The following is a 15875-nucleotide window of genomic DNA, read 5'->3' as shown; positions in this document are numbered from 1 at the left end:
CGGCACGACGCCAAAATGAATCCATTGCAGCTTGTTGGCCCCGACGGCCGTCATCGCTTCCAGAGGGCCCGGATCGATCGCTTCGATCGATTCGTAGGTCAGCTTGGCGATCAAGCCGAAGGAGAAAAAGGCGAGCGCCAGCACCCCGGGCATCGCTCCGATGCCGAAGATCGCAACGAACAATCCGGCAAAAAGCAGCTCGGGGATCGTCCGGATCAAGTTGAGAATAATGCGGGCCGGATGATAAATCCACGGGCTGCGGGTTACGTTGCCTGCCGCAAGCAAAGCAATCGGAATCGCGACCAGCCCGCCGAGCGTCGTGCCGATCACCGCCATTTGTATCGTTTCGACCATCGGCTTCCAGACGACATCGATATAGCTCCAGTCGGGGGGAACCATCTCCACGAGCAGCTTGCCCATTTCCGGAAAGCCTTCGATCAGCTTGGCAATACTGGAGTCGGTATTATCGGCGCTCCACCATAACAGAAAGATCAGGACTAACGTCGTTATATAAGACTTCGTATTCGACGGCTTTTTCAGGATGTCGCGGCGTTCGGGCCCGGTCATTCCGCCTCCACCCCCAGAAGCTCGTCCTTCTTGATCGCGCGTCCGTAAATACCCGAGAAGGCCTCGTCCGTCGCTTCGGATACCGGACCGTCGAATACGACCTCCCCTGCGCGCAGACCGATAATGCGGGTCGCGTATTCCCGCGCCAAGTCGATAAAATGAAGGTTAACCACGGTCGTGATGCCGAGCTCCTGATTGATCCGTTTCAAGTCGTCCATCACTTGGCGCGTCGTCAACGGGTCCAGCGAAGCGACCGGCTCGTCCGCCAGAATGATTTTTGCTTCCTGGGCAAGCGCTCTGGCGATCGAGACGCGCTGCTGCTGTCCGCCGGACAGTTCGTCCGCACGGGCATATGCCTTCTCCCGGATATTTACGCGTTCAAGCGCTTGGAGCGCAAGCTCTACGTCATGTTTCGGGAACAGCCCGAGCAGCGTCCGCAGCGTCGAATGATAGCCCACACGGCCGGAGAGAACGTTGCGAAGAACGGAGGAACGTTTGACTAAGTTGAAATTTTGAAAAATCATGCCGATATCGCGGCGCAAATTCCGAAGCTGGGCTCCCTTTGCCGCCGTAATTGAACGCCCGTCGATGAGAATTTGGCCGTCGGTTATTTCATGCAGTCGGTTGATCGAGCGCAGCAGCGTCGATTTTCCCGCTCCCGAGAGACCGACGATTACAATAAATTCGCCTTTGTCCATGGTCAAATTAATATTTTTGAGACCTACGGTTCCGTTCGGATATACCTTGGACACATTCTGGAATTCAATCATAGTCTAATGAAAGTCCCCTTTAACTAATTTAAACTGACAGCTTTTAATTCGACATGAATCGCGGTTTTCCTCTTCCGATACGCCTCAAATGACCAGATTAATGAAAGCTTAACACTTCTTACCGGCAGGACTTGACTCCTAGACTGTCAAAGAATAGAAGTCGCTGCGATTTTAAAATAACAGCCCGCAAATGAACGCAATCATCTTCGCTCCCGGCAGGAGCAAAAGCTGGGCGAGCAAGGTGCCGGCCAGCCGCGATAGCATCAGGATGCCGAACATTTTATGCAGCTCCGCCTGCTTTACCTTGCCGGACATCGCCTTATCGGACAGCAGCGCTACTCGCGGATCGATGAAGATGGTCAGCAGGATGGTGGCAATCCCGTTGATCAGACCCGAGGATTGCGCGGCGCTTGTCCCATTCTCGGGAACGAGATAAGAAGCATACAGCGCGGATAATACGCCGACCGTGTAGATGCCCGTGACCAAGGTGTTCATGAGCAAAAGCCGCTTCGGAATTCCGCCGACACGCAGCCGGCTGAGCATCTCCAGACGGGGCAGACGAAATACGCGCTTGACCGATTTCAGCTTGTCGATCGTCACGGACTCCCGGATCAGGACCGGCAGTGATCCGACGACCTCAAGCCGGGCGATCAGCCGCGCGGCCACGAACACCATCGTCGGAAAAACGAGAAGCGCCACCAGCGTCCCGACGGAAGCCCCGATCAAAATCAGATGAAATTGAAACCCGAGCGCAATGTCCGGGTCATTCTTCGCTTTATCGATCAGATTGCCGAATAACGTGCCTTGCAGCATGTTCGAAGTTCTGGAGATCAGAACGATGATGCCCGTGAGCGACAAGGCGACCGCCAGCTTCCCCGTTCGGATGCCGGCCAGCCTTATCGCATAAGATAGCGTTTCCACGCCGTGAATGATCAAGGTCAGCGCAAATACGAGCCATACCGATCCGACCATGCTTCCCCCTCCTTCGTTTTGCAGACAAGCCAAAAACGCGACCGCACGCTTGATTCGCAAGAACAAAGACGGCTGTCGCGTTTGCAGTGATTTGTCGGTTGAATGACGTCTCTTGATCGCCTGCTAGCTGCCTGCGACGTCCCTCTTCGTAAATAGCAGCCAGGAAACGGCATAGAATACAATCCAATAAGCGGCCAGAACGGCCAGAGAGAAGCCGAGCGTCATCCCGGGGAATACGGGCTTGCCGCCGTGGAAATACGGAGTCAAATCCGTATTGGCGAACAACAAATATTTAACCCAGGCATACCGGAGCTGCACCAAAACGGCTACAATCGGTCCGGACACAAACATCAGGAAAATGGAAAGTCCGATTGCCAGCGAGCTGCTCCGGAACACGGTCGAAATCATAAAAGCCAGCGTCGCCGTCATCACGATCTCTATCGCTTTGATTCCATATCGTTGAAGGATGGCCGGCAGCGTCTCGTCGGGCGTAACCGCACCGCTGACGCCGAATAGCACGAGCCCCGTAAAGTAAGAGATGATCAGCATAAGCAGCAGCAGCTCAGTAATGAACAGCAGCACGGATACATACTTGGCCCATAAAATTTTGCCGCGGGAGGCCGGACGGATCAGCAGCAGCTTCACCGTGCCCCACGTAAATTCGGAAGCTACGCTGTCGCCCGCCACAATGACGGAAAAAATCGTGACGAGCGGGGCCAGACTCACCGTATAGCTCATGAACTGAAAAACGTGATTCATCCCCGATTCGAGGACATATTTCATCATCGCGCCCATCGAAATGACCGCCAAGACGACAAAAGCAAGCATGATCCACGTCCGCAGGCGGGTATATATTTTCATCTGTTCGTTCTGTATGAGGCGAAATACGCTAGACAATCCGGTTCCCTCCCGTCACTTCGAGGAACTGCTCCTCGAGCGTTTTGGTCAGCGTCCGGATGCCGTAAACCCGGATTCCCGCCGCAACGAAGCGGGCGTTAAGCTCGGCGGTCGCTTCGCGCCGGTTCGGCAGCCATACGATAAGCTCCGAACCTTCCGCTTTCGCGCGTTCCGCTTCTCCCAGTAGCTCCAGAGCCGCATCGGGACGGTCGACTTCAAACCGGACCTCGACGGCCTCCGTCTCCGAAGGCGCCTCCTTGAACGACCGGACATCGAGCAGCCGTCCATTCTGAATGATGGCTACCCGATCGCACATCAGTTCCATCTCCGACAGCAAGTGGCTCGAAACGATGACCGCCAGCCCTTCCTCCGCAGCCAACCGTCGCAAATAATCGCGCAGCTCGCGAATCCCCTCGGGGTCCAGACCGTTGGTCGGCTCGTCAAGCACGAGCACCGACGGACGGTGCAGGATCGCCTGGGCTACGCCGAGACGCTGCCGCATGCCGAGCGAATACGTTTTTACCTTATCCATAATGCGGTTCTCCAGCTTCACCAGCCGAACCACTTCGTCAATACGTTCCTTTGGGACATTCGGCATCATCCGGGCAAAATGAACCAGGTTCTGATACCCGGTCATAAACCCGTAAAATTCGGGGTTTTCCACAATCGCGCCGACATGAAGCATCGCTTGCTCGAACCTTGTTTTCACGCTGTGTCCCTGAATCAGCACTTCGCCGTCCGTGATGGCCATTAAACCGACTATCATCCGAATCGTTGTCGTCTTGCCCGCGCCGTTCGGTCCGAGAAAACCGAACACTTCACCGGGCTTCACGGCGAAGGACAGCCCGTCCACAATCGTTTTGGAGCCGATTCGCTTGGTTACCCGCTGCAGTTGTACTACCGGAGTCGCTTCCATAATGCCTCCATATGTAAAAAATAGGGCATACCTTCCTAACACGGAAAGTATACCATACCTGAAATCTCGGACCAAATTTCGGAATAAGCCGACGCTCTACGCCCCGGGTGCCTCCTCATAATACTGGGCCAGGCTGACGATCATGCTGCCCATCCGCTCCTGCTCCGGAGCAACGACCCGTGCAATGCCCTCCTCGCGAAGCGCTTCAGCCGTCACTTTGCCTACCGCAACGGCGACGACACCGCTCGCAAAAGCATCCTTAACCCGGTCCGCCATCCCCTGCTCCCGGGCATAGGCCATTAAAAACCGGACCTGCGGGGTGCTGGTGAACGTCACGGCATCAATAGCGCCGCTCACGATTTCATTCAGCAGCGTGTCCACCACCTCCAAGGCGGGCGGAACGTGACGATACGGCAAAATTTCACGGTACGACGCCTGCCGCTCAGCCAGCCATTGGACAAGCCGGGGAGCGTTGTCGCCGTATAGCTGCAGCGCCACCCTTTGCCCTTGAAGCTCGTAAGGCTCCATCGCCGCGATCAAGCTGGCCGTCGTTCCGTCCTCGTCCCGAACGGTAGGGGTTAGCCCCAACGTTTTCAAATAATTGATCGTTTTGTAGCCTCTGGCCGCGATTCGGGCCTGGCCCAACGCTTCAACGAACGCTTCCTTTTGACCCATGCTTTCGGCCGCTTGCACCAAGAGCTCCGTGCCGATCCCTGTCGTAAGAATCACCCAATCGATCCCTGTCTCGATCAGCCGGGCAATTTCCGCCTCCACTTGCTCCCGCTCAACGGCAACGGTTCCTTGGGCCGGCCGCAAAATCGGCACCCCGCCCAGCTTTTCCACGATGACGCTGAGCTCCGCCGCTTTCCTCGGTCCTGTAAGCGCAATTCGTTTTCCTGCAAGTCTGCTCATCCCGATGCCCCCTTTTGCGGACCTTCTGCCGGTCGCGTATTCCTGCAATGCGTCACAATATCTGACATATAGTTCGTACTATACTGGAAGATTGACGTTCAATCAATAGATTTGGAGAAACGAATTTTTAACTGCCGGTTTAAATTCGGGGACAGCGGGCAAATCTAGTACTATCACTCTAGTTTTTTCAAAGGAGGAGTTGTAAGAAATGTTGAATCCTAGTATTTTTAGACTTACGATTTGCCTTATTCTCATCGTCACCTTGGGAGCGGCGGCCGAGCGGTCCGCCTATGCCTACCATACATCGGCGGATCTGGCCGAAACGACCATGACGTCCCAGGAATGGGATGCAATATTGCAAAGAGACGCAGACGCTGAAGCACGGACGGAAAGTCCTGTCTTGAAGACGCTGCCTTCCCCTGTCTCCTATCAAGTACGCTCGGGCGATACGCTTTATCGGATCTCCAGATCGTTCGGAATCCCCGTGCAGACCCTGCTTGCCATCAACGGAATCGACGATCCCGGATCGCTCCAGGCAGGACAGCTTCTGCAGATTCCATCGGAACAAGCCGGGCTTGAGCTGCCCGAGGGACAAGAGGGCATCATCCGGCAGGTGCTGACTTCGACGCTAACGGCTTATACCGCGGGAGTCGAATCGACCGGCAAGAAGCCGTCCCATCCCGAATACGGCATCACCTACAGCGGCAGCAAAGCCGAGGAAGGGCGTACGATTGCCGTCGATCCTTCGATTATCCCGATGGGCTCGACCGTTTTCATCGACGGTATCGGCGTCCGCAAAGCCGAAGATATCGGATCGGCCATCCGCGGTACGCGAATCGACTTGTTCATGGACGACGTGAAGCAGGCCCGCGACTTCGGCGTGAAGAAAAATGTGAAGGTATACGTGCTGGAAGGTACGGCCTAAGCTGCCGCCGTCATCGCTTCATCAACCGCCGTACTTTTCCCGCAACTCGCGAATGCGGCTCATGACATCTTTTCCGATCGTCGCCTCGAATTCCTGGTAGATCGGCTCCCATCGCTGCATCCACTCGCGACGTTCCTCCGGCGTCTGAACGTGAATTTGCAGCCCTCCCTGATGGCGCAGCTCTTCAAGCTGGCGCCAGTTCATCTCGATCGCATTCTCATTGGCCCAGTGTGCCGTTTCTTGCATCGCCTCTACCAAGGGCTTCTTCACATCGCCCGGCAGCTTGTCCCAGAACGATTTGTTCATCAGCACCGTATACCCGAGATATCCGTGGTTGCTGATGGTCATATATTTTTGCACTTGATAGAACTTTTTCGTACGGATGTTGGAGATCGTATTCTCTTCGCCGTCTACGACGCCCGACTCCAGACCGCGGTAAACTTCGTTGAACGGAATAGGGGTCGTTTTCGCCTCAAATTGTCGAAATTGCGCTTCGATCACTTTGCTGGGCAAAATGCGAAAGTGCTGTTCTTTGAAATCCGAAGGACGAATCAATGGTCCTCGATTGGAAGTCATTTGCTTGAAGCCGTTGCCCCAATAGGACAAGCCGACCAAATTTTTGTTTGCCAGCTTATCGAACAGCAGCTTTCCAAGCTCGCCGTCAAACGCATCCTGTACCGCTTCATCGCTCAAGAACGCATACGGGAGATCGAACGTCAGCCACGCAGGAACATGCTCGGACAGATTGGCAAACGAAGGGGCGATCATCTGCACGTTGCCGCGCATCAGCGCATCCATTTCATCGGTCTCGTTATAGAGAACCGCGTTCGGAAACACTTCGACCTTCACGCGTCGGTTTGTTTTTTCGGACACCAGTCTGGCAAACCTTTGAGCTGCCAAACCTTTGGGCGTATTTTCGGCCACGACATGGCTAAATTTAATGACCAATGCTTGGTCAAAGCCTTCTTGCTCGTCATCCGCCACGTCGGATGTGGTCGAAAATCCCGGATAAAAACCGATCGCCACGGCTGCGGCAAGTCCGATTAATACAACAAGCAGTGTTCCGAGCAAAGGCCTCACGCCCGTCCACCTCCGGAGTGTCATGATCATGATGTACAATAACATATGTCGCCGTCTAACTCAATGAAGACCGTTCAAGCCAAACATGAATTTTGAAGAAACGGTTAAACTAAAGAAAACGCGGACGATTTCCCGCAAACGAAGGAGGTTTCAGACGAGATGCCGGCAAGATTCGTACGGGGTCTGCTTTGGTGCCTTCTGCTGATGCCGATCGTATTGACGGGCTGCGGTGGCGGAAAAAAACAAGAGCAGCAACAAAAGCAACAGAGTCAAAAAAAGCAACAAGATAAACCGATCGATGCGGTACTTCAGCAGCAGATGAAGATGTATCAGGATATAAAAAAAAGCGAGTTCGAGCAGCAGGAAAAGATCCGCAAGGAAGAAAAAAAGCAGCTTAAAAAGCTGCAAAAGGACCGGCAAAAAATGCTGAAGCGGGAGCTCGAATTTCAAGAAAAAGTTCGTATGGGGGGCAACCCGTGGGCTGGCGGCAAAAAGGAAAAGCAGCAGTCCAAGCAGGAAGGCAAAGCCGGGACGAAGGAAGAATCATCCGAGAAGAAAAATAAAACCCCGGAGCAGCAGCAAGGCAAAGGGAAGGAAGAGAAAAAGAAGATGCCGGGTGGATAATTCTCCCGATTCCATACGTATTCGCTTATCGACAGCCCGTCCCCGCTCCATCCCGGTTGCGGAAGACAGGGCTGTTCTGTTTTCCATCCGCCGCATCCTGTTGTATGATAATATATCGTAGAAAGGGGGACGGGACGGATGATGCTGCAGCGCTTGAAAATCAACTGGAAAATCGCGATTTTGTCGTTCGGCATCGTTTTGTTCTCGCTCTGTATCGGAGGAACGATTCTCCTTGGCAGCATCGTCCGGCTGAAAGAGGAAGAGCTTGGGCGGCGGCTGCTTGTAACCGCCCGCACCGTGGCGCAGATGCCGGAGATCGTCTCCGGCATTGCGGACCCCGGAATGCGCGACGGCATCCAGCTTGCCGCCGAGCGCATTCGCATCATCAACGACGTGACCTACGTCGTCGTGATGGATATGCACCGGCTGCGTCTGTCGCATCCGGTGGAGAGCAAAATCGGCACCGTTTCGTCCGGTGCCGACGAAGGCCCCGCCTTTGCCGAGCACACTTACGTGTCCAAGGCGGAGGGCGAGCTCGGCACGGCGCTGCGCGCCTTCGTGCCGATTATGAACGCCGAGCATGCGCAGATCGGCGTCGCGCTCGTCGGCCGCATCCAGCCGACCGTAGGGCAGGTGCTGCTGGACCTGTCGAGTCAAGCCTACGTCGTGCTGTTCATCTCCCTGCTCTTCGGGCTGTGGGGGTCGTGGAAGCTTGCCCAGCATATCAAGCGGCAGATGTTCGAGCTGGAACCGCACGAAATTGCCGCGCTGCTGCTCGAACGTACGGCGACATTCAACGCGATGCATGAAGGCGTCATTGCCATTGATAAGTTCGAACGCATCACGATTTTCAACGAAAAGGCGAAACAAATGCTCAAAGTATCGGGCGACGTCGTCGGCAAGTTGATTTGGGAGGTGCTCCCGGATACGCGGCTTCCCGAAATATTGGAGCTCAATCATCCGATCTTCAATCAAGAGCTGGTCATTCAAGACATGCCGATCATGAGCAATCGGGTTCCGATTACTGTAAGCGGGGAAACCGTCGGCGCCGTCGCCATTTTTCAAGACCGGACGGAAGTGACGCGGATGGCCGAAGAGCTGACCGGCGTCCGGACCTTCGTCGATGCGCTGCGCGTGCAAAACCACGAATACATGAACAAGCTGCATACGATCGGCGGCTTGATTCAGCTTGGCAGCAACGAGAAAGCGCTTGATTATTTGTTCGAGATGACCGAGCAAAAAGAAGAGCTGACCCGGTTCCTCGACAGCCGCATTCACAACGAAAGCTTGACCGGTCTGCTGCTCGGCAAGATCAGCCGCGGCCGGGAGCTTGGCATCGAGGTGACGATCGACCGGCAAAGCCGTCTGGAACGGTTCCCCGATCGGCTCGATCATCACGATTTCGTGATTCTGCTCGGCAACCTCCTGGAAAACGCTTTTGACGCATTGCATCATCAAACCAAGGAGAACAAACGCATCTTTATCAGCCTCGAACAAGATGACGAGGTGCTTTCCGTCCTCGTCGAGGACAGTGGCTGCGGCATGGAGGAATCCGTCAAAACCCGCATATTCGAGCACGGCTTTACGACCAAAGGCGGCGGCGGACGCGGAATCGGTCTTCACCTGATCGACGGTATCGTGCGGAAAGGCGGGGGCTCGATTCAGATCGAATCGGCTCCGGGAGAAGGAACGACATTCATCATCACGTTCCCGCTGCAGTAATTTTTTGCAGTACGATGCTCTTCATTTACAGTGAAAGCGAGGGAGATGACAAGCAATATGACGGACGGTATGAACGAATTCAAGCGGGACGCTCTCCGCGTCCTGTTGATCGAAGACGATCCGATGGTGCAGGAGGTCAACAGTCAATTCGTCGAGCGAGTGGAAGGCTTTCGTGTCGTCGGCATCGCCTCCAGCGGGGATGAAGGCTTGCGCATGGTGAAGGAGCTGCAGCCCGACCTGGTCATCCTCGATATTTTCATGCCGGTGCGGGACGGCATCGAGACGCTTCTGGAGCTGCGCCGAAATCAAACCCCCGTCGATGTTATGATTATCAGCGCAGCCAACGATATGCGGACCATCGAGCGGATGCTTCAGAACGGGGCCGTCGATTACATTATGAAACCGTTTAAATTTGAACGGGTGAAGCAGGCGCTCGAGCATTACAAGCAGATGAAGGCAGCGCTCGACAGCGGCCGTCCCGCTTCGCAATCCGAGCTGGACCGGCTGCTTTTCGGAAGAACGCAGGATGCTTCTTCACCAGACGACCAAAAGGAAGAGCCGGCGGAATTGCCCAAAGGGCTTCAGGCCGTAACCCTCAAGCAGATTGTGCAATTTCTACTCCTGCAATCGATGGCGCTTTCAGCGGAGGAGGTCGCCGAAGGCGTCGGCATCGCCAGAGTGACAGCCAGACGCTATCTCGATTATTTGGAGAAGAGCGGTCAAGTTCGTCTCGATCTCCAATACGGGGTCGGCCGCCCCGTCAATAAATACAGATTATCCTCATCGCCCGGTGGATCGCGTTAACGAACAACGCGGTCCGCTTTTTTGTGTGCTCTCCAAGACCAAAAAGACCAAAACAACCAATATGTCCAAATGATTCACAAGCCATTATGAAAGCGATAACATAAAAACACGAAAAAAGAACGCACTATAGAAATGAGGGAGTTTCCATGAAAATCCACTTCAAAAACCTTACGGTTCAGGTCTTGATTGCCATTGTTCTCGGGATCTTGATCGGACAATTTTTCCCAACGTTTGGGGTCCAGCTCAAAGTGCTCGGTGATATGTTCGTCAAGCTGATCAAAATGGTTATCGCCCCTATCGTCTTTTTCACAATTGTAATCGGTTTCGCGAATATGGGAGATATGAAAAAAATCGGCCGAATCGGCGGCAAAGCGCTGCTGTATTTCGAGATCATCACGACCTTTGCCATGGCGATCGGGATTGCCGTCATGTATCTCGTCCGCCCCGGTTCAGGCATGGATGTCAGCAAAGTCGGCGCCAATGCGGCCGACGTAGCAAAATATGCGAAGCAAGCGGCGGAAGCTCCGCACGGCTTCATGGATTTTCTGCTCAGCGTTATTCCGGACAGCGTCGTGGGTGCACTTGCCAAAGGAGACATGCTGCCGGTGCTCTTGTTCTCCGTCATGTTCGGTCTCGCAATGGCTTCCCTGGGCGAGAAATCGAGACCCGTCACGCAATTTTTCGAGAAATTGAACGACATCTTCTTTAAGCTGGTCGCCATGATCATGCGCTTCTCCCCTATTGCCGCCGGCGGCGCCATGGCTTATACGATCGGGAAATTCGGGATTGCCTCCCTGTTCTCCCTTGGCAAAATGATGGGCTCCGTATACATCACCATGATTCTGTTCGTCATCGTTATTCTCGGCGCAGTAGCCCGGTTCTACGGCTTCAGCATCTTCAATCTGATTAAGTTCATCAAAGAAGAAATTTTGCTGGTGCTTGGTACGTCCTCCTCCGAATCGGCGCTGCCGCGCTTGATGGAACGTCTCGAGAAATACGGCTGCTCCAAGTCGGTCGTCGGTCTGGTCGTCCCCACCGGCTACTCGTTCAACCTGGACGGCACATCGATTTACTTATCGATGGCAGCGCTATTTATCGCGCAAGCCTATGGCATTGAGCTGACATGGCTGCAAATTGCCACGCTGCTGGGCGTGCTGATGCTGACCTCCAAAGGCGCGGCAGGCGTTACCGGCTCCGGCTTCGTTACCTTAGCGGCTACACTTGCCGCGATCCCGGGCAACGTGATCCCGCTGGAAGGCATGGCGCTTCTGCTAGGCGTTGACCGTTTCATGTCCGAAGCCCGCGCCATTACGAACCTGATCGGCAACAGCGTCGCCACCGTCGTCATTGCGAAGAGCGAGAAGCAATTCGACAATCAAACGATTACGGTATCCCCTTCTACGGAAGAAGGCGTTTATGTAAGCGGCGATTCCAAGGCACTCACTACTAATTAACGTACAAAAACAGCCGTCCCTTGCCGGGGCGGCTGTTTCATTATTTCCTATTTCGACTTTTCCTGAACAATCTCGTCGAACACACATTCTTCCAGCTTCAAAACCTTCGTTTTATGCTTCCACTTGTACGTTAGCCAAATCGCCAAAAAGAGCGGAATACCGATATAGGAAGCAAACAAATAGGGCCAATCGATCGTACCGTCCTTGATCCCGCCCATACACTGACCGACGATAACGATAGCGCACAGCACCCCGGCCAAGATCGGCCCAAACGGAAACCATTTGGCTTTGTACGGCAGATCGTTGATGTCGCGGCCTTGAGCGACATAGGCTTTACGGAAGCGGTAGTGGCTTATCGCGATGCCGAGCCAAGCGATAAAGCCCGACATGCCGGATGCATTCAGCAGCCAAGTGTAGACGACACCGTCGCCGAACGAAGAGGACAAGAAAGCGAACATGCCCAAAGCGCTTGTCGCCAGCAGCGCATAAATCGGAACGCCTCTCTTGCTCAGCTTGGCGAGAAAACGCGGCGCTTTGCCTTCTTTGGCCAGCACCCACAGCATCCGGGTCGACGCGTACATGCCGGAGTTCCCTGCTGACAGTACCGATGTAAGAATGACGGCGTTCATCACCGATGCGGCGATGCTGAGGCCGGCTTTCTCAAATACCATCGTGAACGGGCTCATCGCCACGTTATCGCTGGCCAAATTTTCGTTCGTATACGGAATAAGCAGACCGATCACAGCGATGGCAATCAAATAAAACAACAGAATGCGCCAGAAAACCGAACGGATCGCCTTAGGCACGTTGCGGCGCGGATCTTCACTCTCCCCGGCGGCTACCCCTACCAGCTCCGTTCCTTGGAACGAGAACCCTGCGGCCATAAATACACCGAGCGCAGCCAAGAACCCTCCGTGGAAAGGCGCGTCGCCGATCGTTAGATTGCGCAAGCCGACGGCTTCACTGGACCAGATGCCGATGATCATCAGAATGCCGATACCGATGAACACGATGATCGTGACGACCTTAATTAATGCAAACCAGTACTCCGACTCCCCATAGCTTTTTACCGAAAGCAGATTGAGCCCCACCATCAAGGCAAGAAACAACGCGCTCCAGAGAAAAGAAGGACTATCCGGAAGCCAAAATTTAATGATTAGTGTCGCTGCCGACAGCTCGGCGGCTATCGTAATCGCCCAGTTGTACCAATAGTTCCAGCCGAGCGCGAACCCGAACGACGGGTCCACGAAGCGGGTCGCGTACGTGCTGAACGTCCCCGATACAGGCATGTAAGTAGCCATCTCGCCTAGGCTCGTCACCAGAAAATAAACCATGATGCCGATAATCAAATACGCAAGGAACGCTCCGCCGGGACCGGCCGAATGAATGGCTCCGCCGCTGGCCAGAAACAGGCCTGTACCGATGGAACCGCCGAGCGAAATCATCGTCATGTGCCGGGCCGCCAGCCCTCTTTTCAACTGATTCGGGGATGAAGATTTGTCCACTCGGGTAGAATTCATAGATCGCTACTCCTTCTAAAAATGTTAAGGTCACCCTCATCAAAGAATTTTTATGGCGCTTTCAATGCTCTAAACTAGTTCGTAGGGCATAAAAAAAGCCGCAACCTGTATGCGACTACTTGGTCCTCTTAGGTTTATTCATAAAATCTCAACAATATGCCTTCCCATTCTATCATATTTTGTTTCGTTTTATCTAGTCCTATCTTTTGACAGCTTTCTCTCATAAGAAAAGCGAGTGTCTGACGGCGTCTTATGTGGAGTGCGCATATTTAAGTAAGCATTGGGAAAAGTAAGGAGTGAAGACTTAACAGGAGGATGCACACATCATTAGAGGTTAAATACTAAATCTGCGTCTCACAGCCCTTCTTTCAACTCTAGAGGCGTTGCTAGGGGGCCAGAATACGAGAGGTTTTCCGATAGTTTTTCTTCGTCTGAAGGCAGAAAAGGGGCCGTCAGAATGGATGACGATCCCCGCCTCTATGAGCCTGTACTATCTACCCGATGACAATGCTACCATACTTAATGTTTCGTTAATCAGCTTAACAATAGGCTCCGTCTGATCGTGAATGAAGAAATGTCCGCCATCATACTCGACAATCTTGAAGGACCCGTTGGTATGGTCACTCCAAGCGGTCAAATGCTCTGGAAGCATGTCGTCTTCTTTTCCATTCAATACAGTAAGGCCGCAATCGAACTTCACATTTTTTTCATGGTAAACATAGGTTTCAACCAGCTTATAGTCCGCTCTTAAAAGCGGCATAAAAATCTCCGCCAATTCCCGGTTTTCGAACAGTTCCCGCGGTGTTCCTCCCAGTTGGTGAACTTCTGTCATAAACTCGGCTTCAGGGAGAAGGTGCATTACCTTCCTATCATTCGGACACTGCGGCGCTCTGCGCCCGGATGCAAAGATGTGCACCGGCTCCACGCCCTTTTGCTGCTTAATTTTGCAGCACAGCTCATACGTCAGCAAGCTTCCCATACTGTGCCCGAACAAGGCAAACGGAGCATGGAGCCTTCCGCCGATCTCACGGTAAATATCTTCGATCGCTTGTTCTACATTAGCATAAGGAGACTCGTTAAATCTGCGGCCTCTACCGGCCAATTCCACAGGATACAGTTCAATATCCGTATTCAATAATCTTTTCCACTTGGAATAGATCGTAGCCGATCCACCGGCATAAGGCAGACAAAATAACTGGATTTTACTCATTGAAGAAGCACCCCAATCCGTGTAATAGAACATATTTTGCGTTCTTTTGGCTAAAGCTCAAGCCATATTATAAGACGGCAATCCGGCTTCTCCATCTGTCGATGATCAATCATCGCTTTACTAAAAACGTCGAAACGAATATGATCCTCACTCCATACCTCCCTTGCTTCCATTTTGTGCGTGGTGCATAGAAATTCATAAGAAAAATGGATAGATCCACAAACTACAGTGACCTATATTTTACCAAATAAAATAGGTATTGTATATTTAGTTTTTGTAATACATAAACGAAAAAAAGCAGAAGATTCTATAAGCCTTGTCCTTCAGAATCTTTTGCCAAACCTAACGACAAAAAGAGCTGTTTCGAAGTAAGTATTTCTACTTTCTTCAAAAACAGCTCTTGGTTTTTAGCTTGCTTCATTAAAGCGGTAAGTACGTGCCCTGAGAGATTCGAACTCCCGACCTTTTGATTCGTAGTCAAACGCTCTATCCGGCTGAGCTAAGGGCACATAATTATTTCAATAAATGGAGCGGAAGACGGGATTCGAACCCGCGACCCTCGCCTTGGCAAGGCGATGCTCTACCCCTGAGCCACTTCCGCGTAAAGATGCGGTCGAGAGGACTCGAACCTCCACGGCTGTTACACCACTAGAACCTGAATCTAGCGCGTCTGCCAATTCCGCCACGACCGCATATTTGATTTTGGTGCGGTTGAGAGGACTCGAACCTCCACGAGCGTACGCCCACTACCCCCTCAAGATAGCGTGTCTGCCATTCCACCACAACCGCATATAACGTGAGCCATGTAGGACTCGAACCTACGACACCCTGATTAAAAGTCAGGTGCTCTACCAACTGAGCTAATGGCTCATATTCTAAAAACTGGTGGAGGCTGATGGATTCGAACCACCGAACTCGTCAGAGAACAGATTTACAGTCTGCTGCGTTTGGCCACTTCGCTAAGCCTCCGTGTTGCTTATAAAGCATGGTGGCTCGGGACGGAATCGAACCGCCGACACGAGGATTTTCAGTCCTCTGCTCTACCGACTGAGCTACCGAGCCGGGCCTATCTTATTCATAAGAAAAGCCCACCCTTGGTGGGCTTGCTTGGCGACGTCCTACTCTCCCAGGACCCTGCGGTCCAAGTACCATCGGCGCTGGAAGGCTTAACGGTCGTGTTCGGGATGGGTACGCGTGGTTCCCTTCCGCCATCATCACCAAACCTAAAAGTTTCGCGCAGCGAAACTCGCTACGGAAGCTTGGATTTTTCGAAGCGTTACTGCTCCGAAATTGCTGCGAGAAAATATCCATCCTTAGAAAGGATGTGCAGCTCAGGATTTGCGCCCTGAAAACTGGATCGAAACAAAGCGTTCCGATATATCTTTTCTCGCTCCGTTGACTTCGTCAAAAGTCGCTCCTAAAAGATATATCTTCACTGGTAACCAAACCTTAGTCGCTTCCAAAGAGATCTTCGGAAGACTTATTTGGATAAGCCCTCGACC

At 53.1% G+C, this 15875-nt stretch carries 14 protein-coding genes, 7 tRNA genes and 1 rRNA gene; 5 read left to right on the top strand and 17 right to left on the bottom strand.

Annotation, left to right across the window (positions count from 1 at the left end; all coding sequences use genetic code 11):
* From QJ48_RS27420 to QJ48_RS27395, 6 genes are all read right to left on the bottom strand, one after another.
* Window positions 1–567 (bottom strand): ABC transporter permease (locus tag QJ48_RS27420; protein ID WP_054976564.1); only part of this gene is annotated, 567 nt, incomplete at its 3' end.
* Window positions 564–1337, bottom strand: coding sequence for a phosphonate ABC transporter ATP-binding protein (gene phnC, locus QJ48_RS27415; protein ID WP_054976563.1), 774 nt, complete (start codon window positions 1335–1337; stop codon window positions 564–566). The genes QJ48_RS27420 and phnC, both read right to left, overlap by 4 nt.
* A gap of 171 nt (window positions 1338–1508) precedes the next feature.
* Window positions 1509–2309 (bottom strand): lipid II flippase Amj family protein, encoded by an 801-nt coding sequence (locus QJ48_RS27410; protein WP_054976562.1) that lies wholly within the window; start codon window positions 2307–2309, stop codon window positions 1509–1511.
* Window positions 2310–2432: 123 nt separating this feature from the next.
* Window positions 2433–3206 (bottom strand): ABC transporter permease, encoded by a 774-nt coding sequence (locus QJ48_RS27405; RefSeq protein WP_054976561.1) that lies wholly within the window; start codon window positions 3204–3206, stop codon window positions 2433–2435.
* Entirely contained in the window at window positions 3199–4122 is a 924-nt protein-coding gene (locus QJ48_RS27400; protein ID WP_054976560.1) for an ABC transporter ATP-binding protein, read from the bottom strand. The genes QJ48_RS27405 and QJ48_RS27400 overlap by 8 nt, the downstream gene beginning before the upstream one ends.
* 96 nt (window positions 4123–4218) lie before the next feature.
* Entirely contained in the window at window positions 4219–5034 is an 816-nt protein-coding gene (locus QJ48_RS27395; RefSeq protein WP_054976559.1) for a uroporphyrinogen-III synthase, read from the bottom strand.
* A gap of 208 nt (window positions 5035–5242) precedes the next feature.
* Between QJ48_RS27395 and QJ48_RS27390 the strand changes: the two genes are divergently transcribed.
* Window positions 5243–5959 carry a 3D domain-containing protein gene (locus QJ48_RS27390; protein ID WP_054976558.1) on the top strand — a complete coding sequence of 239 codons (717 nt, stop codon included), beginning with the start codon at window positions 5243–5245 and terminating at the stop codon, window positions 5957–5959.
* Window positions 5960–5980: 21 nt separating this feature from the next.
* Here the strand turns inward: QJ48_RS27390 and QJ48_RS27385 are convergent, their stop codons facing one another.
* Complete coding sequence (locus QJ48_RS27385) at window positions 5981–7039, bottom strand: TRAP transporter substrate-binding protein (RefSeq protein ID WP_054976557.1); 1059 nt, start codon at window positions 7037–7039, stop codon at window positions 5981–5983.
* A gap of 159 nt (window positions 7040–7198) precedes the next feature.
* Here QJ48_RS27385 and QJ48_RS27380 point away from each other — a divergent pair, with 159 nt between their 5' ends.
* From QJ48_RS27380 to QJ48_RS27365, 4 genes are all read left to right on the top strand, one after another.
* Complete coding sequence (locus QJ48_RS27380) at window positions 7199–7663, top strand: hypothetical protein (RefSeq protein ID WP_054976556.1); 465 nt, start codon at window positions 7199–7201, stop codon at window positions 7661–7663.
* 141 nt (window positions 7664–7804) lie between these two features.
* Window positions 7805–9385: a sensor histidine kinase gene (locus tag QJ48_RS27375; RefSeq protein ID WP_054976566.1), complete on the top strand. Its 1581-nt coding sequence runs from the start codon at window positions 7805–7807 to the stop codon at window positions 9383–9385.
* Between the two features lie 57 nt (window positions 9386–9442).
* Window positions 9443–10189: a response regulator gene (locus QJ48_RS27370; protein WP_082420701.1), complete on the top strand. Its 747-nt coding sequence runs from the start codon at window positions 9443–9445 to the stop codon at window positions 10187–10189.
* Window positions 10190–10335: 146 nt separating this feature from the next.
* Complete coding sequence (locus tag QJ48_RS27365; RefSeq protein ID WP_054976555.1) at window positions 10336–11643, top strand: dicarboxylate/amino acid:cation symporter; 1308 nt, start codon at window positions 10336–10338, stop codon at window positions 11641–11643.
* A gap of 47 nt (window positions 11644–11690) precedes the next feature.
* On the opposite strand, the gene QJ48_RS27360 is transcribed toward QJ48_RS27365, so the two are convergent.
* From QJ48_RS27360 to rrf, 10 genes are all read right to left on the bottom strand, one after another.
* Window positions 11691–13163, bottom strand: coding sequence for an amino acid permease (locus QJ48_RS27360; protein ID WP_054976554.1), 1473 nt, complete (start codon window positions 13161–13163; stop codon window positions 11691–11693).
* 490 nt (window positions 13164–13653) lie between these two features.
* Window positions 13654–14373 (bottom strand): thioesterase II family protein, encoded by a 720-nt coding sequence (locus tag QJ48_RS27355; protein WP_054976553.1) that lies wholly within the window; start codon window positions 14371–14373, stop codon window positions 13654–13656.
* Between the two features lie 435 nt (window positions 14374–14808).
* A tRNA-Arg gene (locus QJ48_RS27350) sits at window positions 14809–14882 on the bottom strand.
* 17 nt (window positions 14883–14899) lie between these two features.
* Window positions 14900–14974: transfer RNA gene (locus QJ48_RS27345), tRNA-Gly, on the bottom strand.
* Between the two features lie 7 nt (window positions 14975–14981).
* Window positions 14982–15065: transfer RNA gene (locus tag QJ48_RS27340), tRNA-Leu, on the bottom strand.
* Window positions 15066–15076: 11 nt separating this feature from the next.
* A tRNA-Leu gene (locus tag QJ48_RS27335) sits at window positions 15077–15162 on the bottom strand.
* Between the two features lie 8 nt (window positions 15163–15170).
* Window positions 15171–15243, bottom strand: a tRNA-Lys gene (locus QJ48_RS27330).
* Window positions 15244–15256: 13 nt separating this feature from the next.
* Window positions 15257–15342 (bottom strand) — tRNA-Tyr (locus QJ48_RS27325).
* A gap of 17 nt (window positions 15343–15359) precedes the next feature.
* Window positions 15360–15435 (bottom strand) — tRNA-Phe (locus QJ48_RS27320).
* Window positions 15436–15478: 43 nt separating this feature from the next.
* Window positions 15479–15595: ribosomal RNA gene (gene rrf / locus QJ48_RS27315) — 5S ribosomal RNA — on the bottom strand.
* Between the last annotated feature and the right edge of the window lie 280 nt (window positions 15596–15875).

The organism is Paenibacillus sp. A3, assembly GCF_001399685.1.
In the GTDB taxonomy this organism is placed as follows: domain Bacteria; phylum Bacillota; class Bacilli; order Paenibacillales; family NBRC-103111; genus Paenibacillus_G.
The sequence above is the reverse complement of the archived record's forward strand: the minus strand, read 5'-3'. Positions and strand labels throughout refer to the sequence as shown.

Excerpts from the sequence above, each read along its gene's own strand:
- QJ48_RS27375 (WP_054976566.1), top strand. The coding sequence starts at position 7,805 with ATGCTGCAGCGCTTGAAAATCAACTGGAAAATCGCGATTTTGTCGTTC.
- QJ48_RS27410 (WP_054976562.1), bottom strand. The coding sequence starts at position 2,309 with ATGGTCGGATCGGTATGGCTCGTATTTGCGCTGACCTTGATCATTCAC.
- QJ48_RS27395 (WP_054976559.1), bottom strand. The coding sequence starts at position 5,034 with ATGAGCAGACTTGCAGGAAAACGAATTGCGCTTACAGGACCGAGGAAA.
- QJ48_RS27365 (WP_054976555.1), top strand. The coding sequence starts at position 10,336 with ATGAAAATCCACTTCAAAAACCTTACGGTTCAGGTCTTGATTGCCATT.
- phnC (WP_054976563.1), bottom strand. The coding sequence starts at position 1,337 with ATGATTGAATTCCAGAATGTGTCCAAGGTATATCCGAACGGAACCGTA.
- QJ48_RS27400 (WP_054976560.1), bottom strand. The coding sequence starts at position 4,122 with ATGGAAGCGACTCCGGTAGTACAACTGCAGCGGGTAACCAAGCGAATC.
- QJ48_RS27360 (WP_054976554.1), bottom strand. The coding sequence starts at position 13,163 with ATGAATTCTACCCGAGTGGACAAATCTTCATCCCCGAATCAGTTGAAA.
- QJ48_RS27355 (WP_054976553.1), bottom strand. The coding sequence starts at position 14,373 with ATGAGTAAAATCCAGTTATTTTGTCTGCCTTATGCCGGTGGATCGGCT.
- QJ48_RS27370 (WP_082420701.1), top strand. The coding sequence starts at position 9,443 with ATGACGGACGGTATGAACGAATTCAAGCGGGACGCTCTCCGCGTCCTG.
- QJ48_RS27380 (WP_054976556.1), top strand. The coding sequence starts at position 7,199 with ATGCCGGCAAGATTCGTACGGGGTCTGCTTTGGTGCCTTCTGCTGATG.
- QJ48_RS27390 (WP_054976558.1), top strand. The coding sequence starts at position 5,243 with ATGTTGAATCCTAGTATTTTTAGACTTACGATTTGCCTTATTCTCATC.